The organism is Cyanobium sp. ULC065, from assembly GCF_977927515.1.
This window is the reverse complement of the sequence record NZ_OZ376393.1, coordinates 2,755,833-2,774,183: the sequence shown is the minus strand read 5'-3', so window position 1 is coordinate 2,774,183 and position 18,351 is coordinate 2,755,833. Positions and strand designations below refer to the sequence as shown.

Below are 18,351 nucleotides of genomic sequence, written 5' to 3'. Positions count from 1 at the left end.
GCCTGCAGCATCCCCCGTTGCGGCCCGGCTGTCTGTGCGCCACGGGCCGGCGGGATCAGCGGCTGGCGGACCAGGGGAAAACGGGACCCGCTCCTGGCGGGCTGGGTGGGTGGTCTGCGGGGCAGCCGGCGGGAGTGGGTCTGGTGTGGGCCGCTGGGCCAGGCCAAGCCTCAGACAGCGGGGCGGTGGCTCAGGGCGATGCGGTCAGTTCGGCGCAACAGGCCGCGAACGCCGCCGCCGGATCGGGTACTGCCGTGATCGGCCGGCCGATCACCAGCTGGCTGGCACCAGCGGCGATCGCCTGGGCCGGCGTGAGCACGCGGGCCTGGTCGCCCGTGGCGGCGCCGGCGGGGCGGATGCCCGGGGTCACCAGGGTGAAGGGCAGTGGATGCCGCGCGCGCAGCTCGGCCACCTCCAGCGGTGAACACACGGCACCGCGCAGCCCGGCGGCAGCCGCCAGGGCCGCCAGGTGGCTCACGTGGGCGGCCATCGCCACCGGAACCTGCAGTTCGGCGGCGAAGCGGTCGGCCTCCCAGCTGGTGAGCACCGTGACCGCCAGCAGGGTGGGCGGAGCCATGCCCTGGGCAGCAGCACCCTGCTCCGCCGCCGCCTGGGCCGCCGCCAGAGCCCGGCGACCTGCGCTGGCATGCACGGTGATCAGCTCGGCACCCAGAGCGGCGGCGCTGTGGCAGGCGCCAGCCATGGTGGCGGGGATGTCGTGGAACTTCAGATCCAGAAACACGCGCAGGCCACACCGGCGCAGCTCGCGCACCACATCCGGCCCGGCGGCGGTGAACAGCTCCAGGCCCACCTTCACCCAGCGCAGCTCCGGAATCGAGGCGGCCAATGCCAGGGCGCTGCCGGCATCGGGCCGGTCAAGGGCCACGATGATCCGCTCTGCAGGATCGGCCAACGCCGTGGTGCCCACCGTGGTTCGCACTGTGGTGGCCATCAGGGCACCAGCCGCCGGAAGGTCTTCTTGCCGAGCTGCAGCACCTTGCCGTCCAGCTCCGCCGGGCTGCTGAATTCCAGGTTGGGATCGCTCAGCTTCTCGCCATCCAGCTTCACGCCGCCCCCCTGGATCTGGCGCCGTCCTTCACTGCTGCTGGCGCAGACCCCGATGGCACTGAGCAGGAAAAAGGCCTTGGCGGGAAAGCTCACCGACGCCAGTGACGCCTCCAGCACGTCGACAGCCTCGGCACGGGGCGAGCCGCCTGCTTCACCATCGAGCCCGGGGTTCCGCCCTGCCCCCACTCCCACCAGTCCGGCGGCATCGGCCTGGGCCTGCAGCGCCGCCTGCTGGCCATGGCGTGTGGCGGTCACCTCCAGGGCCATCGCCTTCTGGCGCTCCCGCGGATTGGCCGGCAGCGCCTCGAGCTCGAGATCCGTGAGCAGGGTGAGGTAGGCGTTCACCGCAGCGTCGGGCACCTTCTCCAGCTTTGAATACATCGAGAGCGGGTCGTCCTGGAGCCCCACGGTGTTGCCCAGGCTCTTGCTCATCTTTTGCATACCATCGAGCCCCGGCAGGATCGGCAGCAGCAGGCCGAACTGGGGCGGCTGGCCGAAGTGGCGCTGCAGATCGCGGCCCATGGCCACATTGAACTTCTGATCGGTGCCGCCCAGCTCCAGGTCGGAGCGCACCGCCACTGAGTCATAGCCCTGCAGCAGCGGGTACAGGAACTCATGCAGGGCGATCGGCGTGCCGCCGCCATAGCGCTTGGAGAAGTCGTCCTTGGCGAGCATCTGCCCCACGGTGCTGGTGCCCAGCAGCTCGATCACCTGCGGCAGATCCAGGGCCGCCAACCACTCGCTGTTGCGGCGCACCTCCAGCCGGCCGGGGGTTTCGAAGTCGAGCAGGGCGCGCTGCCGCGGCTGTCCCTGGCCCAGCTGCTCCAGATAGGTGGTGGCATGGGCGGCCACCGCCTCGGCGCTGAGCTGCACGCGGGTGGCGCTCTTGCCGGTGGGATCACCGATGCGGGCGGTGAAGTCGCCGATGATCAGCACGGCGGTGTGGCCAGCGTCCTGGAAGGCCCGCAGCTTGCGGAACAGCAGGCTGTGCCCCAGATGGATGTCGGAGCCGGTGGGATCGATGCCGAGCTTGATGCGCAGCGGCATGCCCTCCCGCTCGGCTTCCGCCAGGCGCGCGGCCAGGGAGGTGGCGCTGCCGGCCAACGGACCCGCCTCGTGCGGAAAGAGATCCGCCAGGCCCCGGCTCAGCCATGCCGGCACGTCCGGCCACACCTGCGCCTGCCCCATCCGTTCACCCCACCCGTGCCACGACCCGTCGCGGCGGATCGTAGGCAGGCGTCAGCAGGACGAGCTCAGCTCGCTCTTCATGCGCTCGAGCGTGAGATGCATCTGGCTGAACATCTGCTCAGGCGTCATGCCGAACTGGCCCAGCTGCGTGCGCAGCTGCTCGACGGTGAGCTTGGCCTGGAAATCCTCAGAGAGCTCGAAGCGCTTCATGAACACCCGGTAGCGGTCCATCAGCTCCTCCATCCGCTCGATGAAGAGCTTCTTGCCCTCGCGGTCGAACTTGCCGTAGTCGGAGCCCAGCTGGGTGAGCTGCTGGTAATCGGTGAACAGGCGCCGGGCTTCGTCCTGCACGATTTCGGATTCAAAGAAGCCCATCAAGCTGCCGAACACAGAGCGATCGGAACGATTCTGCGGCGCCTGCCTGTCTGCCGGTGAGTACGGATTGACGTATCGACCGCCCCCTGCCGCTAACTTCGGCCCAGTCCGTCGTGGCTGAAGGGGGCCGCCATGGCCAGAGGGCACTGGTTGGATCCACTGGCGCGCCGCCTGCTGATCGCCACTGGGCAGATTGCGCCGCCGCCACCACCGCTTCGTCGTGAGCCGGCGTCATCGAACGCCGCAACAGATACGGCCGGGGCCGGTGGCGGCCCTGAGCCTGTCGGCGCCGACGCGGCCGTGGAACGGGAGCTGATGGCCTTGAAGCTGAAGCAGAACCCTGGCCTGCGGCTGCGGGATGCCGCCCAGGTGCGCCACGCCGCCGCCCTGGGCTGGCGGTTGGATGTGAACCGCGCCACCCCCGCCGACTGGCTGCGGCTGCCCGGCTGTGAGCCCCACCAGGTGGATCTGCTCTTGCGTCTGCAGGCCGGCGGTGTGCAGCTCAGCGGTGAGGACGACCTGCAACGGTTGCTGGGCCTCAGCGACGCCCAGCTGCAGTGCTGGCTGCCACTGCTGGAGTTCCGCTGGTATGGGGAGCCCGCTCCGCTGCGGCCGGTGCCGCTGGATGTGAACCGCTGCAGCGCCGAACAGCTGCAGGCGCGGCTGCCGCTTGATCCCCCCCGTTGCCAGCGGCTGGTGCGCGAACGGGGGCGGGGGCCCTTTCAGGATCTCGCCGATCTGCAGCAACGGCTGCAACTGCCCCCCCACCTGGTGGAGGCCCTGATCGGCAAGGTGAGTTTCGGCCGGGGGCCGGTGGGGCCGGATCTGCCACGGCCGACACCGGCGCCACAGCGGCAGCGGCCCTGAGCATGGGCCTGCCGCGCCAGGGCCAGCTCGACCTGTTCGGCGCCGGGCCGGCGTCCGCCGCCGGCGAGCACGTGCCCACGGCTCTGCCGTTGGCGCGCCACCAACTGTTGCGCTGGCAGCAGGGCCTGGCCGACTTTCAGCGTCCCTTGCACGGCAGCGGGGCCGGAGTGGCGCAGCGCTCGCTGTTCGGAGCCGGCGGGGCCGATACCGCCGCCGCGCAGGCTGCCGTCTTCGACCCGCTGGCGCTGGCGCCGCTCAACCTGCAGTTCTGGCGCTGGCCGGAGCCGCCGCAGCAGGGGGCGGCCCTGTATGTGGTGATGGACCGCCAACCCCAGCTGGAGCACCCCCTGTTGCTGTACGTGGGTGAGACCGGCTGTGCCGATCGTCGCTGGAAAGGCGACCACGACTGCAAGACCTACCTGGCGGCCTACGACGAAGCCCTGCGCCGCTGCGGGCTCGCCAGCGGGCTGAGCATCCGCTTCTGCAGCGACGTACCCGGGGCGGTCAGGCCGCGCCGGGCTCTGGAGCAGGCGCTGATCCGCCGTTGGCAGCCCCCTTTCAACAAGGAAACGCGGCAGCGCTGGGCCACCCCCTTCACCGCCGATCCGGCCTGAGCACCAGCGGGGAGTCCGGGGCGGCATGGCTACGATCGCGCCTCCAAGGTTGACGCTCCATGGAGTTCCGCACCAGCCCCACCGCCTTCACGCAGTGGGAAGGCGACACCCTGGCGGTGGGAGTGCTGCAGGGGGATCCCGCCGGTTGGCTGCCGCTCCTGTCAGCCCGCTTCAGCCTCGACCTGCCCGCGCTGCTGGAGAAGCGACGCTTCAAGAGCAAACCCGGCGACTGCCTGGCCCTGCATCTGCCCGCCCACACCCCCAGCCTGCTGGTGCTGGTGGGACTGGGGGAGGCTGGCAGCCTCGACGGGGCCGCCCTGCGCAGCGCCGCAGCCGCCAGCGCCAAGGCCGCCGCCGCCGCCGGGGGCGCGCTGGGGCTGGCCCTTCCCAGCGAGGGCCTTGATCCCGCCGCGGCCGCCACGGCCATCGCCGAAGCGGTGCGGCTGAGCCTCTACAAGGATCAACGCTTCAAGAGCGAGGCCGAGCCCCAGCCGCTGCCGGAGAGCGTCACCCTGCTGGGCCTGCAGGAAGCGGCCGGTGCTGGCCTGAGCGCCGTGGCCGCCACCTGCGCCGGTGTGGAGCTGGCCCGCGAACTGGTGGCCGCCCCGCCCAATGCGGTCACCCCCCAGGCCCTGGCCGACACCGCCGCCCGCATCGCCACCGACTTCGGCCTGGAGCTGAAGGTGCTGGAGCGCGACGACTGCGAAGCGCTCGGCATGGGGGCCTACCTGGGCGTGGCACAGGGCTCGGATCTGCCGCCGAAGTTCATCCACCTCACCTACCGCCCCGCCGGGGGCTCCAGCCGACGGCTGGTGTTGATCGGCAAGGGGCTCACGTTCGATTCGGGCGGCTACAACCTCAAAACCGCCGGCTCCCAGATCGAGATGATGAAGTACGACATGGGCGGCAGCGCGGCGGTGCTGGGTGCGGCGCGGGCCATCGCCGAGCTCAAGCCGGCGGATGTGGAGGTGCACGTGATCGTGGCCGCCTGCGAAAACATGATCAGCGGCAACGCCATCCACCCCGGCGACATCCTCACCGCCTCCAACGGCAAGACGATCGAAATCAACAACACCGATGCCGAAGGGCGGCTCACCCTGGCCGATGCCCTGGTGTACGCCTGCAACCTCGAACCGGATGCGGTGGTGGATCTGGCCACGCTCACCGGTGCCTGCGTGATCGCCCTGGGCGAGGAGATCGCCGGGCTCTGGTCTGTCAGCGACTCGCTGGCGGCGGCCCTAGTGGACGCCGGTCAGCAGGGCGGCGAGCTGTTCTGGCGCATGCCGCTGCATGCCGCCTACAAGCAGGGCCTGAAAAGCCCGGTGGCGGACCTCAAGAACACCGGGCCACGGCCGGGAGGGTCGATCACGGCGGCCCTGTTCCTCAAGGATTTCGTCACGCCCGATCTCCCCTGGGCCCATCTCGACATCGCCGGCACCGTGTGGAGCGACAAGGGCCGGGGGCTCGACCCCGCCGGTGCCACCGGCTTCGGCGTGCGCACCCTGGTGAACTGGGTGTGCCTCGGGGGCCCGGCTTAGGGTTGTCCACTGACGCCGCTTGCCGACGCCATGGCCGCCAAGAAGATCCGCTGGTACATCCGCGCGCAACTGGGCGTGCTGCTGTTGCCGCTGGGCCTCTGCCTGGTCGGTGAAGCGATCAGCCGGCGCACGGTGCAGCAGGTGGCCCTTCTGGTGAAAGCGCCCGCCACCGGCCCCTGGTTCTGGTACGGCGCCCTGGGGCTGATCTGCGTGACCGCGGGTGTGGGCCTGATGGTGGAGAGCGGCCTGTTGAGCGGCTACCCCCGCCAGGCCCGGTAGGCCTGCCTGTCTGTTCATCAGGTCAGAGGCGGAGCGGCCACACAGAGGCTGAACAGCACGGACAGAGCAGCACGACGCAGGCGGTGTGTCCATGCACCCAACCCTGGGAGCCCTTTGAGGACTGGTCCGAACGGGTGCGGCATCGTTTCGGCGCTGTGCTGTTCCGGTTGCTCCCCTGCCAAGATCCGCTGGATCGCTGCAGTGCTGGAACCTCGTGGTGGTGGCGCCTCAGGCCGCCGCCACCGGCGCAGCGCCGCCCAGGAGCACGGCGGGCGATTCAAGCTCGTGGATCTGCCAGCGGGCCCGGTCGCCGAAGCTCATCAACAGGCGGTCGAGATCGTCGACCGCCTGTTTCGGGCTTTCGTAGGGGCCGATGTGGCGGGTGGCCAGGCCGTCCTTGATCGTCAGCAGATACATACAGGCACCGACATGTCGCCTGCAGTCAACGTAAGCAGGCGGCCCGCTTCTGGGAAGGGCTGAAACCCCCACCGGGGTGTCAGGGGGAACGCCAGGGCGTGCCGCTGCGGGCGGCCTTGCCCCAACGCTCGTCGAGGCGCCGGTCACGGCCGCACGACCAGCGGTAATAGGAGTACTTCGCCTTGTTGCGTTCCGCGTAATTCTGGTGATAGCTCTCGGCGGGCCAGAAGCGCTGCAGCGGCCGCACCGGCACCCGCAGCTCAGCGGGCTTGCGCTTCAGTTCGCGGGCGGCCGCGGCCTGGCTGGCACGGGCCTGCTGGTCCTGACGGGCACCGCGCACGAAGATGGCCGGCTGATACGACGAGCCGCGATCGCAGAACTGGCCGCCCCCATCCAGCGGATCCACGTTGCGCCAGAAGGAGCGCAGTAGCGCCGGATAGCTGATCCGGTCGGCGTCGAAGCGCACCAGCACGGCTTCGAGGTGCCCAGTGCCACCGGCCGACACCTGCTTGTAGGTGGGGTTGGCCTGGGCACCGCCGCTGTAGCCGCTCACCGCATCGAGCACACCGGGGAGCTGCTCAAGGTCGTGCTCCAGGCACCAGAAGCAGCCACCGGCGAACACCGCCTCCTCCACCGCCGCCTGCGCGGGCGGAACGGCGGCGATCAGCAGGGTGACCACCAGCAGCAGCGGTGCCAGCCAGTGGTGCCAGGGGCGCTGCAGCAGGCTCCGCGAGGGCGGGGGGGAAGGGAGCGGGTTCATGCCGGTTCAGGAACGCTGCGGGCGGTGGCGGCGCCGTGGGTGGCCGCCGCGGCGATCTGATCCAGGATGGCCGCCGCCGCTCTGCGTGTGACGCCCGGCTCGCCCAGGATGCCGCGCAGGCGGCTGTAGCCGTCCAGCATCCGCTGCCGCTCGGGGCCTTGCTCCAGCAGCGGCAAGGCCTCCGCCACGATCGTGTCGGCGGTGAGGTCGTTCTGCAGCAGTTCCGGCAGCAGCCGTTCCCCCAGCAGGAGGTTCACCGGGGAGATGTGGGGCACGTTGAAGCCCAGCAGCCGCTTGGCGATGAAGGCGGTGGGCCGGCTGAGTCGGTAACCCACCACCTGGGGGACCCCCCGCAGCGCCATCTCCAGGTTCACCGTTCCCGACTTGGTGAAGGCCAGGGTGGCGGCGGCACACAGGGTGGGCTTGAGCGCGTCGCAGCGGGCGGCCGGCACCACGGTGGCCTCCACGCCCGCAGCCGCCAGGCGGCTGGCCAGGGGTTGCTCGAAGCTGGGCAGGCCGGCCGGAACGATCACCTTGAGGCTGGGGCGCAACTGCTGCAGCCTTGCGGCGGCGGCGGCCAGGGGCGGCAGCAGGTAGCGCAACTCCTGGGGCCGGGAGGCCGGCATCAGCAGCAGCAGGGGCTGGTCCGGGGTGAGACCCAGCTCGCGCCTGGCTTCGGCCGGATCGGGCTGTTCGGTGAGCGTGTCCACCAGCGGATGGCCCACCCAGGTGACGTCAGCGCCGCGGGCGGCGTAGAAGCTGGCTTCCTGGGGAAAGATGGCCAGGATCCGGTCGGTGAAGCCGATCAGGCGCGTGGTGCCGCCATCGCCGAAGCGGAAGGCCCACTCCTGCGGCGCGATGTAGTAGGTGATCGGCACCCAGGGGTAGTCGCGGCGGATGCGCAGGCCCAGATTCACATTGGCGCCCATGTAATCGATCAGCACCAGCCCATCAGGCGGCGACTGGCGCAGCCATTGGCCCACCTTGCGCTGCAGGCGCAGGGTGGGGAGCACCAGGGGCAGGGCTTCCCAGAGTCCGATCGCCCCCATCGGCGCCGTGTTGGCGATCAGCCGGGCGCCGGCACGCTCCATCCGCTCGCCGCCCAAGGCCACGATCTCCAGCGGCAGGTGGCGGCGTTCCGCCTCCGCATGCAGCGCCTGGATCAACAGCCCCCCCTGCAGATCACCCGACACCTCGCCGGTGCTGATCAGCAACCGCGCCATCAGCGCTGCGGCGGCAATGGGCCGCGGCGCCCGGGCGCAATCGAGGCCTCGAGGAAGCTGCACAGCTCCTCGGCTGCCGGCAGCAGGTGCTGCTGACGCAATTGCCGCAGCGCCTCCATCAGCACCTCATCGCCGCGGTAGAGGCGGTCCCACACCTCCCGCAACTGGCGCAGCTCGGCGCCGTCCTCGCGGTCGGCAAGGCCGCTGCGGCGCAGGCCGATGCGGTTGAGGCCCCGTAGCCGGCCCGGGTGCCCTTCCACGATCGCGAAGGGGGGGACGTCGCGATCGATGCGGCTCATGCCACCCACCATCGCCAGCTTGCCGATGTGCACGAACTGGTGGATGCCCAGCACGCCACCGATCACGGCCCGATCACCGATCACCACATGGCCGGCGATCGCCACCCCATTCGCCACCACGATCCGGTCGCCCAGTTCGCAGTTGTGACCCACGTGGCTGTAAGCCATCAACAGGTTGCCGCTGCCGATGCGTGTCTGCTCGCCGGCGGCGGTGGCCCGATTGATCGTGACGCATTCACGAAACGCGTTGTCGTCCCCGATCACTACCTCGGTGTCAGCGCCGTTGTACTTGAGATCCTGGGGCTCGAGGCCGATGCAGGCTCCCGGAAACACCCGGTTGCGCGCGCCCATCGTGACCCGGCCATCGATCACCACGTGTGGGCCGATGGTGCTGCCCGCACCGATCTGGACATCGGGACCGATCACGGCGAACGGGCCGATCGCCACCCCTTCGGCCAGCCGGGCGCGGGGATCCACCAGAGCACTGGGATGGATCTTGGTCGTCACGGCGGAGCTCGTCATTCCCTCAGTCCACCAAAGAGAACATGAGTTCCCCTGAACACACCAGGTCTCCATCGACGGTGACGGTCCCCTTCACTTTGCCGAAGCGCTTGCGTTTGAGGGCGATCAGCTCGCAGGTGATCCGCAACTGATCACCCGGCACCACCGGACGTCGGAAGCGCACACCATCGATGCCGGCGAACACGAACAGCCCCTTGGGAAGTTCAGGCATCTGGCTGATGATCAGGCCCCCCACCTGGGCCATCGCTTCAACGATCAGCACACCGGGCATCAGTGGGCGGCCGGGGAAATGCCCCTGGAACTGGGGCTCGTTGAGGGTGACGTTCTTGATCGCCACGGCGCGCACGCCCATCTCCTGCTCGATCACCCGATCGACGAGGGCGAAGGGGTAGCGATGCGGCAGCAGGTTGAGAATCTGCTCGCTCGTCAGCAGCGAGGTCTCGGGGGGAGAGAAGACGGACAAGGGAGCGTCAGGCAGTTCGGGGGAGGGAGGCCAGGGCGCCCGCCAGTGCCGTGTGCAGGCCGTGGGACCCGCGGAAGGCGAACACCTGGGCCATGGGCAAGCCCACCAGCGCCAGATCCCCCAGCAAGTCCAAGAGCTTATGGCGCACTGGTTCATCGCTGAAGCGCAGCGGAGGGTTCACCCAGCCCTCGCCATCGCAGACCAGGGCGTTGTCAAGGGCGCCTCCCTGGATCAATCCGGCGGCGCGCAACTGTTCGATCTGCTCGAGGAAGCCGAAGGTGCGGGCGGGGGCGATCTCGGCCACGAACCGCGGTGGGGTGAGTTCAAGAGTGAACAATTGCTGGCCGATGGCCGCCTGGGGATAGGCCACAGCGGCGCTGAGGCGCGGCTGCTCGCTGGGCAGGGCCACAGCGAAGCTCACGCCCTGCTGGACGGTGAGCGGTGCTGCCAGGGTCTGCAGCGGCTCCCGCTCGCCGATCTCGTGCAGGCCCGCCGCCGCAATCGCCTCCACCCAGGGCAGGCCGGAGCCATCGAGTAGCGGGATTTCTTCCCCCTCAACCAGGATGTCCACGTGACTCAGGCCCGTGCCCACCAGCGCTGCCAGCAGGTGTTCCACGGTGGCCAGGCGGCCCTGATCGAAGCGCAGCGCCGTGCATAGACGTGTGTCGGCCACTTGGCGGGGATGGAGAGGCACTGGAGGTTGGCTGGGCTGACCCAGCCAGCCCACCGCGAACCCCGGGCGCTCGGTGGGCTCCAGTCGCACCCGCGCCACCGCACCACTGTGCAGTCCCACCCCGGTGATCTCGACCGGGGAAGCCAGCGTCCAGGCACGGGCATAGTCCGCCGGCCACGGGCTCATCAGAACTTCCAGCCCACGCCGAGGTTGAAACGCCACTCGCCGGTGAAATCACGGCTGGCAACCTCCAGGCGCAGGGGCCCCACCGGTGTGGTCACGATCAGGCCGGTGCCCACCGAGAAGCCACTGCCGGGTTTGCCCAGCAGCCCACCGGGGTTGCCCGGCACGTTCGCCTGGGTACCGAAGGTGGTGCCGCCATCGATGAACAGCTCACCACTCACCACGCTGAACAGCGGGAAGCGGTACTCGATCGTGGCTTCACCAAAGCTGCGCCCCACCCCGAGGTCACAGTCGAAAAAGCCCCGCACCGAATTGGAGCCGCCCAGGCAGAAGGCTTCATAAGGGGGCAGCGAACCGATCGTGGAGCCGGCGGACACCTGGAAGGCCAGAGCCTGCTTGCAGTCGAAGGGCTCACCTGGCCGCGGTCGGCAACCCTTATAGAACCTCAGCCAGTTGACCGGGATGAAGTGGGAGTAGCTGCCCCGGACCCGGTTGAAGGTGGGGGAATCGGGGCCCACCGATACGAACTGTTCGGTGCTCAGAGAGAGAAAGTTGCCGTCGGTTGGGTTACGGGGATCGTTGAGGGTGTTGCGAGTGGCGGCGAAGCGGATACCCACCAGCTGGTTGGTGGTGGCACAGTTGAAGGCGATGCAGATGACGTCTTCGGTGGGGGCACTGCGGCCGTTGAAGTTGTTGGTACTCACGCCGAAAGGCATGGACGTACCGCCGAAGTTGATCGGCCGCACCTCCTGGACGCTGGCACCCACCACGACGCTCCAGGTGGCCCGCTTGAAGGGATCGCCGCCGTTGAGCGGACGGGCGAACTGGAAGTTGCCGCCGATGCGCTGCAACACCACCGAGTTGCCGTCAAAGTCGAACCAGCTCGTATCGGGGAAGGCGTTCTCAGCGGAATCCACCGAGTTGAAGCTGCGGTCGGCGGGGTTATTGGAATCGTTGATGTTGAAGGCCACATCGGTGCCCGGCGCTTTGTAGAAGTCGGAGGCAGTGTTGATGTTGCCGCCGTCCTGCGACTGGAAGATCTGGGGCACGTCGCGGCTGACGAACAGTCGGGCGCGAAACGCGGTGCGGAACCGGTCGCCCTTGATCCAGGGATCGGTGAAGGAGAGATCGGTGAGGGCGCCGAACTGGCCGTAGGTGAAGTTCAGCGCCAGGTCCCAGGCCCGGCCAAGCAGGTTGCTGTCCTGCAGCTGCACCTGACCGAACACCCCCTGGCTCTGGCTGTAGCCGAGGCCGCCGGAGAGTGAACCGGTGGACTGCTCCACGATCCCGAGCACGATCACCACTTCGCCGGGCTGGGCCGGCACCGGCCGCAGGGTCACCTTGATGTCACCGAACAGGCCGGTGCCATAGAGGCGTTTGATGTCGTCTTCCAGCTGGCGGCGGTTGAAGATCTCGCCCTGCTCGATCGAGATCTCCCGGGTGATCACCCATGGCTTGGTCTTGCCACGGATCGGCTCGTTCTTGTCGTTGGTGGCGGAACCCTCCTTGTTGAGAAACTGCACCTCCACGCCCTGCACGGTGCCTTCCCTCACCGTGAGCTCCACCACGCCCTCGGGGCTGACGCGGTTGGGGCCGGTGATCCGGGCCAGGGAGTAGCCCTGGTCGGCGTACCACTTCTGGAGCTCGTCGATGCGGCCCTTGAGCACATTGAGATTCAGGGTCTTGCCGTAATCGGGGGCGAAGGTCTCCTGAATCACCTGAGGAGGCAGCTTGGCCTTGGGCGTGTCCAGCGCCACCTGGGAGAGCACGGGATTGGCTGTGGTGATCACCACCACCTGCACGCCCAGGGGGCCGTCCTTGGGCTGGATGCGCACATCGGAGAACCAGCCGCTGGCATAGATGGCCGACAGGTCGGTCTGCAGCTCAGAGCGGGTGACCCGGCTGCCGGGACGCACCGTCATGGCGTCGTAGACGGCGAGTTCAAGCCGCTCCCGCTCCGGGTGGCCGTCCAGGCCCTCCACCACCACCTCGCTGATCAATACGCGCGGTTCGCTGGGGGAGGCCGGCGGAGCAATCTCCGCCGCCGGGGCCGGGGCCGGGGCCGGAGTGGCAGAGGGAGCCTCGGCGGGTGCGGGCTGGGCGGCAGGGTCTGGGCTGGCCGGGGCTCCGGAGGCCGGTGGGGTGGCCTGAGCCTGGAGAACACCGGACGGAGCCTGCGGGATCCCGGCCGTCGGTGCCAGAGCACCAGAGGTGGTTGCAGTTCTGGAAGTGGCCGGTGATGTGGCAGCAGCTGCAGCACCAGCAACCGGCTTGGCTTCAGTGCTGGCCGGTGCCAGCAAGGTGGCGCCGCCCAGCAGCGGCAGACTCAGGGCGAGGGCCACGGAGTTGGGCCGGCGCGCCAATACGGAGAGGAGATCGCCGGTGAGGGCGTTGCGGGGGACACCCATGGTTCTCCGGAAGAAGGCGGACGGGCCGCAAATTGGCGTGACCTTACCCGTAGACCCGGGGGGAAGGGCAAACCCCTTGGACCCGTTTGAGGACCTCCCCATAGGCCTCGATCACGCCGCCGAGGTCCTGGCGGAAGCGGTCCTTGTCCAGAATCCGGTCGCTGGCGTCCTCAGTGGCGAGGTCCCAGAGCCGGCAGGTGTCCGGGCTGATCTCATCGGCCACCACCAGCTGCTGATCCGCCGTGAAGCCAAGCTCCAGCTTGAAATCCACCAGTTCGAGCCCTACGCCGGCGAACAACGGGCGGAGCACACCATTCACCCGGTGGGCGAGGGCCTCCAGATCGGCGCGCTGCTGCGCCGTGACCAGCGCCAGCCTCGCCAGCCGTGCCTCGCTCAGAAACGGATCGCCGTAGGCATCGTCCTTGTAATAAAGATCCAGCAGCGGTGGCTCCAGGGGGGTACCGGGCGCGATCGGCATCTCCCGGCAGAGGGAACCGGCCGCGCGGTTTCGGATCACCACCTCCAGGGGAATCACCGCCACGGGCCGCACCAGCATCCAGGCGCTGCCCTCCACACCCAGGTAGTGGGTGGGAACGCCGGCGGCCTCGAGCGCTTCGAACAGCAGCGCGGAGATGCGGCAGTTGAGGGCGCCCTTCCCCTGCAGCTGCGCTTTCTTCAGCGCATTGAAGGCAGTGGCGTCGTCCTTGTAGTCCACCGCCACCAGGTCGGGGTCCTGGGTGGCGAACACCCGCTTGGCCTTGCCCTCATACAGGAGCGCACCGATCGAAAAGGCCGTCATGGCAGGAGGGAGTTGGGTTGTGGTGGGGTAGGGCCGTTTGCGGGTGCGGGGCTGGCGTGCCCACCGGCGGCCCGGGGGGAGCGCAGCTCACGTTCAAGAGCAGCTGCGCGTTGCTTCGCCTCGGGATTGGCGCGCTCCAGCAGCCATTCGCCATAGGCGTCGTCGATGCGACGGGCGAGCCTCAGGCGCCGGTCGGCGGCCGCGCGCGGATCGGCACCGGCTGCGCGCTGCACGAACTGCTGTAGATCCAGCAGCTGCGCCGCCAGCCCCCAGGCCCCATCCGCAGCCGCCTGGTTGAGGGCCAGCTCCAGCAGGGCATTGCGCTCAGCCAGCGGCACCGCCACCAGCAAGATCACCGCCCGCTCCAGCCGCTCGGCTGCCACCGTGCCGGGCAGCCGTCCGGCCAGCAGCACCTCCGCCGCCTCCCGCGAGCGGCCCAGCACCTCCAGGTGGCCGGCGAGTACATCAAGGGCCGAGCGGGTGTCGAGACTGCCGTCTTCGCGTAGCCGCAGGGGCAGGGGCATCGTTTCCAGCTGGGCGACGCGGCCCGCCGCCAGCCGCCGCAGCGCCTCGGCGGCCCGGCGGTGATCGAGGGCGGCGTTGGCGGCGCGCCACTGCTGCACCAGCCACTGCTCCCGCTCGCGGCCCTGCCCGGGGCCGTAACGGTCGAGCACGGTGAGCGCCGACTCTGGTGCCAGGCAGCTGATCAGGGCATTGGCATTGACCAGGATCACGGCGAAGGGCTGGGGCGCCGGGCGCATGGTCACCAGGCGCTCACGCAGCAGGCGCAGCCGGTCGCTGCGATCGAACCGGGCGGAGTCCTGACAGGCCCGCTCGAGGGCCGCGAAATCCTCGGAGCGCAGCGCAGCATCGAAGTCCTCGTCGGGCATTCCCGGCAGTACGCCAGGCCCCGGGACCGCAGGCGTCACCGGGGCCTGGGGCGTTGCCAGTTCTGCAGCCATCGGCGGAGCCTGGGCCGCCGGGGCAGCAGACCCGGGCTGGCGCTGGGTTGGGAGCGCGGTCTGGGCCTGGACGGGAACGTTGCCGGCGATGACCAACCCGGCCATCAGCAGCAGGGCCAGCCTTCGGCGGGGACCCACCGGCATGTAAAGAGGAAGGGTCACGGCAGGCGGCCACCGGGCCACAACCTAAGGGAACCGCCCCCCATCACCCGCTCCGCTCCATGTCCGCACCCCTGACCGATGGCCTGCCGTCTCCACGCCGGGTGCTGGTGGTGGGGGCGGGGGCCGGGAGAACGCCCTGGGCTGGGCCCTGCGGCGCTGCCGCGGCGTGGAACGGGTGTGGGTAGCCCCGGGCAACGGCGGCACCGCCGGACAGGAGGGCTGCGAGCCGCTGCCGATCGCCGAGAGCGATGGGCCTGGGCTGGTCGCCGCCTGCCTGGAGCGGCAGGTGGATCTGGTGGTGGTGGGCCCGGAAGCACCCCTGGCCGCTGGCCTCGCCGACGAGCTGCGCGCCGCCGGACTGGCGGTGTTCGGTCCAGGGGCCGGCGGCGCCCAACTGGAGGCCAGCAAGCAATGGGCGAAGGCGCTGATGCAGGAGGCCGGCGTACCCACGGCGGGCTACTGGGCCGCCACCAGCCGCGAGCAGGCGCTGCAGGCCCTGGAGTCCCATGGCCGGCCCCTGGTGGTGAAGGCCGATGGGCTGGCGGCCGGCAAGGGGGTGACGGTGGCCGACAGCCTTGAGGAGGCCCGTGCCGCGATCGAGGAGATCTTTGCGGGGCGCTTCGGCAGTGCCGGCGACGCCCTGGTGCTGGAGGAGCGCCTGAGCGGACCGGAGGTGTCGGTGTTCGCGCTCACCGACGGGGTGCGCATGGTGCTGCTGCCTCCCGCTCAGGACCACAAGCGCATCGGCGAAGGGGACACCGGCGCAAACACGGGCGGCATGGGGGCCTATGCGCCGGCCCCCCTGCTGGACGCGGCCGGGCTCGAGCTGGTGCGTCAGCAGGTGCTGCTGCCGATCCTGGCCACCCTGCGGGGCCGGGGCATCGATTACCGCGGCGTGATCTACGCGGGCCTGATGCTCACCGACGACGGACCGAAGGTGATCGAATTCAACTGCCGCTTCGGCGATCCCGAGTGCCAGACGCTGATGCCCCTGCTGGGCGATGAACTGGCCGAGGTGCTGATGGCCTGTGCCAGCGGCCGCCTTGATGCCGCCCCGCCGCTCACGATCTCGGGCCGCTGCAGCGCCTGCGTCGTGGCTGCCGCCGCCGGCTACCCCGGCCCGGTGCGCAGCGGTGACGCGATCACCACCAGCCTTACGCCGGATCCGGATCTGCAGCTCTTCCATGCCGGTAGCCGGGCCGGCGCCGATGGTGTCTGCGTCACGGCAGGAGGTCGGGTGCTGGCGGTGGTGGCGCAGGCCGACGATTTCGATGCGGCCTTCGCCGCCGCTTACGGCGGCCTGGAGCAGGTGCACTTCGAAGGCCTCAGCTTCCGGCGTGACATCGGCCACCAGGTGCGCCGCCCCTAGGGTGCGTCTATCCGACGGTTCCGCGCGTGACCGCCGAGCTTCCGCCCTCTTCTGACCGGCCGGTGTCTGCCTCTCCAGCCTCCGCCCCGACCCCTCCGTCCCCTGCCCCCGCTCGCGGCGCCACCACTGGCGCGGCCGCCATGCCGCTCAGCTGGCAGCAGCGGCTCGGCCTGTGGTGGGCCGAATTCAGCCTGCAGACCAAGCTGCTGGCTGTGGCCACCCTGGTGGTGAGCCTGATGATGACCAGCATCACCTTCATCGCGCTCAACGGCATCCAACGCGATGCGCGCATGAGCGACACCCGCTTCGCCCGCGACCTGGGTCTGCTGCTGGCCGCGAACGTCACCCCGCTGGTGGCCGAAGCCAACGACCGCGAACTGGCGGCGGTGGCGGAGCGCTTCTGGCGCTCGAGCCGAAGTCTGCGTTACATCTTCTTCGCCGATCCCGATGGAGTGATCTACCTCGGCATCCCGATCGGCGGCAGCAACGGCAGCAGTGAACTGCTGCTCAGCCGCCGGCTTGAACTGCCCGCCGATCTGCAACGCCGTTCCCAGAATCCGCTGATCCGTCAGCACCTCAGCCCAGACGGCCAGGTCACCGATGTGTTCGTGCCGATGGTGAGCGAAGGGCGCTACCTCGGCGTACTCGCGCTTGGTATCAATCCCAATGAAGCGGTGCTGGCCAGTGCGGCATTGACGCGGGAAGTCACCGTGGCGGTGTTCATCTCGATCTGGGTGCTGGTGATCCTCGGGGCGGTGTTCAACGCGCTCACGATCACCCGCCCGGTGAAGGAATTGCTGCGCGGCGTGCGGGCGATCGCCGGCGGTGATTTCCAGGCCCGCATCGCCCTGCCTGTGGGCGGCGAGCTGGGGGAACTGCTGAATGGTTTCAACGACATGGCCTCCCAGCTGGAGGTGTACGACGCCGCCAACATCGAGGAACTCACCGCCGCCCAGGTGAAACAGCAGACCCTGATCGCCAGCATGGCCGACGGCGCTGCCCTGCTCGATGGCGATGGTCAGATCGTGCTGGTGAATCCCACGGCCCGCCGCCTGTTCCGCTGGGAAGGCCGCAACCTGGAAGGCAGTGATCTCTGCAGCGAACTGCCCGATCTCCTGGCGATGGAACTGCAAGCCCCGCTTGATGGCTTGCTGGCCGGTGAGCGGGACAGCTGCGATGTGCGCTGCACTTTCGGCGAGCCGCCCCGCACCCTGCGCATCGTGCTGCAGAGCGTGCGTGATGCCAGCGGCGAAAGCCTGAAGGGGATTGCCATGACGATCCAGGACCTCACCCGGGAAGTTGAACTGAACGCCGCCCAGAGCCGCTTCATCAGCAATGTGTCGCATGAATTGCGCACGCCGCTGTTCAACATCAAGAGCTATGTGGAAACCCTCCACGACATGCGTGACCAGCTGAGTGAGGAGGAAACCCAGGAGTTCCTCGGCATCGCCAACGCTGAAACCGACCGTCTCACACGCCTCGTGAACGATGTTCTCGATCTGTCGAGGCTGGAATCCGACCGTACCTGGGTGCTCGAGCCGATTGAACTGCGCCCGGCGATCGAGCAGACCCTTCGCAATTACCGCCTCAATGCCGATGAGAAAGGGGTGACGCTGGCGATGGATGTGGATGCCCAGTTGCCCCGCGTACGTGGCAACTGGGACCTCCTGCTTCAGGTCTTCGACAACCTGGTGGGCAATGGGCTCAAGTTCACCCAGCCGGGTGGCTGCCTGAGGCTGCGCGCCTATCCGTGGCCTGATTCCTGCCACATCGACCTCTCCATCCCCGTCCATGACAAAGACAGCCTCAGCTGCGGTCTGTCCTCACCCCTGCCGCGGCTGCGGGTGGAGATCGCCGACACAGGAGCCGGCATCTCCCGCGAAGACCAGGCCCGGATCTTCGATCGCTTCTACCGGGTCGAGAATGCCGTGCACACCGAAGTGGGAACGGGTCTGGGGCTATCGATCGTGAGAGGCATTATTGAGAAGCACGGCAGCCGCATCCACATGGTGAGCGAACTGGGCGTTGGCACCACCTTCTGGTTCGATCTACCCCTGGAGCAAGCCGACAGCGATGAACTGGCGATTGCAGGCGAGCGAAGTAACGCAGCCGCCGTCACGTCTACATTCAGTGCTGCGTTCTCACATCCATCACCACCCGCTGCCAGCGCTGTCTGAGATCT

The 18,351-nt window shown here is 69.1% G+C and carries 17 protein-coding genes and 1 pseudogene; 6 read left to right on the top strand and 12 right to left on the bottom strand.

Annotation, left to right across the window (positions count from 1 at the left end):
• Positions 1-190: 190 nt before the first annotated feature.
• From pyrF to ACXMDP_RS13790, 3 genes are read right to left on the bottom strand one after another with little or no spacing between them, the layout of a single operon-like run.
• The gene (gene pyrF / locus ACXMDP_RS13800; protein WP_259729826.1) at positions 191-952 is read right to left on the bottom strand and encodes an orotidine-5'-phosphate decarboxylase; all 762 of its coding nucleotides are present in this window, start codon (positions 950-952) and stop codon (positions 191-193) included.
• Positions 952-2,256, bottom strand: a complete 1,305-nt coding sequence (gene tyrS, locus ACXMDP_RS13795) for a tyrosine--tRNA ligase (protein WP_259729825.1) — start codon at positions 2,254-2,256, stop codon at positions 952-954. The genes pyrF and tyrS overlap by 1 nt, the downstream gene beginning before the upstream one ends.
• A gap of 51 nt (positions 2,257-2,307) precedes the next feature.
• On the bottom strand, positions 2,308-2,631 hold the full coding sequence (locus ACXMDP_RS13790) for a DUF1825 family protein (RefSeq protein ID WP_094512806.1): 324 nt from the start codon (positions 2,629-2,631) through the stop codon (positions 2,308-2,310).
• 132 nt (positions 2,632-2,763) lie between these two features.
• Here ACXMDP_RS13790 and ACXMDP_RS13785 point away from each other — a divergent pair, with 132 nt between their 5' ends.
• The 4 genes from ACXMDP_RS13785 to ACXMDP_RS13770 are packed head-to-tail and all read left to right on the top strand — an operon-like array spanning position 2,764 to position 5,929.
• On the top strand, positions 2,764-3,498 hold the full coding sequence (locus tag ACXMDP_RS13785; protein ID WP_259729824.1) for a type II secretion system protein GspK: 735 nt from the start codon (positions 2,764-2,766) through the stop codon (positions 3,496-3,498).
• Positions 3,499-3,500: 2 nt separating this feature from the next.
• Complete coding sequence (locus ACXMDP_RS13780; protein WP_259729823.1) at positions 3,501-4,112, top strand: GIY-YIG nuclease family protein; 612 nt, start codon at positions 3,501-3,503, stop codon at positions 4,110-4,112.
• Positions 4,113-4,171: 59 nt separating this feature from the next.
• A complete protein-coding gene (locus ACXMDP_RS13775; RefSeq protein ID WP_259729822.1) occupies positions 4,172-5,650 on the top strand; it encodes a leucyl aminopeptidase in 1,479 nt (492 codons plus the stop codon).
• Positions 5,651-5,680: 30 nt separating this feature from the next.
• On the top strand, positions 5,681-5,929 hold the full coding sequence (locus tag ACXMDP_RS13770; protein WP_094512679.1) for a hypothetical protein: 249 nt from the start codon (positions 5,681-5,683) through the stop codon (positions 5,927-5,929).
• A gap of 228 nt (positions 5,930-6,157) precedes the next feature.
• Here the strand turns inward: ACXMDP_RS13770 and ACXMDP_RS13765 are convergent, their stop codons facing one another.
• The 9 genes from ACXMDP_RS13765 to ACXMDP_RS13725 all read right to left on the bottom strand — a co-directional run bounded on the left by ACXMDP_RS13765 (position 6,158) and on the right by ACXMDP_RS13725 (position 14,800).
• Complete coding sequence (locus ACXMDP_RS13765) at positions 6,158-6,346, bottom strand: hypothetical protein (protein ID WP_255145411.1); 189 nt, start codon at positions 6,344-6,346, stop codon at positions 6,158-6,160.
• A gap of 79 nt (positions 6,347-6,425) precedes the next feature.
• Positions 6,426-7,106, bottom strand: coding sequence for a peptide-methionine (S)-S-oxide reductase MsrA (msrA, locus tag ACXMDP_RS13760; RefSeq protein ID WP_259729821.1), 681 nt, complete (start codon positions 7,104-7,106; stop codon positions 6,426-6,428).
• Positions 7,103-8,329, bottom strand: a complete 1,227-nt coding sequence (lpxB, locus tag ACXMDP_RS13755; protein ID WP_094512682.1) for a lipid-A-disaccharide synthase — start codon at positions 8,327-8,329, stop codon at positions 7,103-7,105. Before lpxB ends, msrA begins: the two co-directional genes overlap by 4 nt.
• Positions 8,329-9,150: an acyl-ACP--UDP-N-acetylglucosamine O-acyltransferase gene (gene lpxA, locus ACXMDP_RS13750; RefSeq protein ID WP_094512683.1), complete on the bottom strand. Its 822-nt coding sequence runs from the start codon at positions 9,148-9,150 to the stop codon at positions 8,329-8,331. The genes lpxB and lpxA overlap by 1 nt, the downstream gene beginning before the upstream one ends.
• 4 nt (positions 9,151-9,154) lie before the next feature.
• Positions 9,155-9,628, bottom strand: a complete 474-nt coding sequence (gene fabZ, locus ACXMDP_RS13745) for a 3-hydroxyacyl-ACP dehydratase FabZ (RefSeq protein ID WP_369803020.1) — start codon at positions 9,626-9,628, stop codon at positions 9,155-9,157.
• Positions 9,621-10,472, bottom strand: coding sequence for a UDP-3-O-acyl-N-acetylglucosamine deacetylase (gene lpxC, locus ACXMDP_RS13740; RefSeq protein WP_259729820.1), 852 nt, complete (start codon positions 10,470-10,472; stop codon positions 9,621-9,623). The genes fabZ and lpxC overlap by 8 nt, the downstream gene beginning before the upstream one ends.
• Entirely contained in the window at positions 10,472-12,877 is a 2,406-nt protein-coding gene (locus ACXMDP_RS13735) for a BamA/TamA family outer membrane protein (protein ID WP_259729819.1), read from the bottom strand. The genes lpxC and ACXMDP_RS13735 overlap by 1 nt, the downstream gene beginning before the upstream one ends.
• Positions 12,878-12,920: 43 nt before the next feature.
• Positions 12,921-13,676 (bottom strand): phosphoribosylaminoimidazolesuccinocarboxamide synthase, encoded by a 756-nt coding sequence (gene purC / locus ACXMDP_RS13730; RefSeq protein WP_259729818.1) that lies wholly within the window; start codon positions 13,674-13,676, stop codon positions 12,921-12,923.
• On the bottom strand, positions 13,673-14,800 hold the full coding sequence (locus ACXMDP_RS13725) for a hypothetical protein (protein WP_259729817.1): 1,128 nt from the start codon (positions 14,798-14,800) through the stop codon (positions 13,673-13,675). Before ACXMDP_RS13725 ends, purC begins: the two co-directional genes overlap by 4 nt.
• 59 nt (positions 14,801-14,859) lie before the next feature.
• On the opposite strand from ACXMDP_RS13725, the pseudogene purD reads away from it, so the two are divergent.
• Positions 14,860-16,169, top strand: a pseudogene (gene purD / locus ACXMDP_RS13720) (phosphoribosylamine--glycine ligase).
• 140 nt (positions 16,170-16,309) lie between these two features.
• Positions 16,310-18,346 carry a two-component system sensor histidine kinase NblS gene (nblS, locus tag ACXMDP_RS13715; protein ID WP_259729853.1) on the top strand — a complete coding sequence of 679 codons (2,037 nt, stop codon included), beginning with the start codon at positions 16,310-16,312 and terminating at the stop codon, positions 18,344-18,346.
• Positions 18,347-18,351 lie beyond the last annotated feature (5 nt).

Coding starts and splice junctions, on each gene's coding strand:
- ACXMDP_RS13780 (WP_259729823.1), top strand. CDS start 3,501: ATGGGCCTGCCGCGCCAGGGCCAGCTCGACCTGTTCGGCGCCGGGCCG.
- tyrS (WP_259729825.1), bottom strand. CDS start 2,256: ATGGGGCAGGCGCAGGTGTGGCCGGACGTGCCGGCATGGCTGAGCCGG.
- msrA (WP_259729821.1), bottom strand. CDS start 7,106: ATGAACCCGCTCCCTTCCCCCCCGCCCTCGCGGAGCCTGCTGCAGCGC.
- pyrF (WP_259729826.1), bottom strand. CDS start 952: ATGGCCACCACAGTGCGAACCACGGTGGGCACCACGGCGTTGGCCGAT.
- ACXMDP_RS13775 (WP_259729822.1), top strand. CDS start 4,172: ATGGAGTTCCGCACCAGCCCCACCGCCTTCACGCAGTGGGAAGGCGAC.
- lpxB (WP_094512682.1), bottom strand. CDS start 8,329: ATGGCGCGGTTGCTGATCAGCACCGGCGAGGTGTCGGGTGATCTGCAG.
- nblS (WP_259729853.1), top strand. CDS start 16,310: ATGCCGCTCAGCTGGCAGCAGCGGCTCGGCCTGTGGTGGGCCGAATTC.
- ACXMDP_RS13790 (WP_094512806.1), bottom strand. CDS start 2,631: ATGGGCTTCTTTGAATCCGAAATCGTGCAGGACGAAGCCCGGCGCCTG.
- ACXMDP_RS13765 (WP_255145411.1), bottom strand. CDS start 6,346: ATGTATCTGCTGACGATCAAGGACGGCCTGGCCACCCGCCACATCGGC.
- lpxC (WP_259729820.1), bottom strand. CDS start 10,472: ATGAGCCCGTGGCCGGCGGACTATGCCCGTGCCTGGACGCTGGCTTCC.
- ACXMDP_RS13735 (WP_259729819.1), bottom strand. CDS start 12,877: ATGGGTGTCCCCCGCAACGCCCTCACCGGCGATCTCCTCTCCGTATTG.
- purC (WP_259729818.1), bottom strand. CDS start 13,676: ATGACGGCCTTTTCGATCGGTGCGCTCCTGTATGAGGGCAAGGCCAAG.
- ACXMDP_RS13785 (WP_259729824.1), top strand. CDS start 2,764: ATGGCCAGAGGGCACTGGTTGGATCCACTGGCGCGCCGCCTGCTGATC.
- ACXMDP_RS13770 (WP_094512679.1), top strand. CDS start 5,681: ATGGCCGCCAAGAAGATCCGCTGGTACATCCGCGCGCAACTGGGCGTG.
- lpxA (WP_094512683.1), bottom strand. CDS start 9,150: ATGACGAGCTCCGCCGTGACGACCAAGATCCATCCCAGTGCTCTGGTG.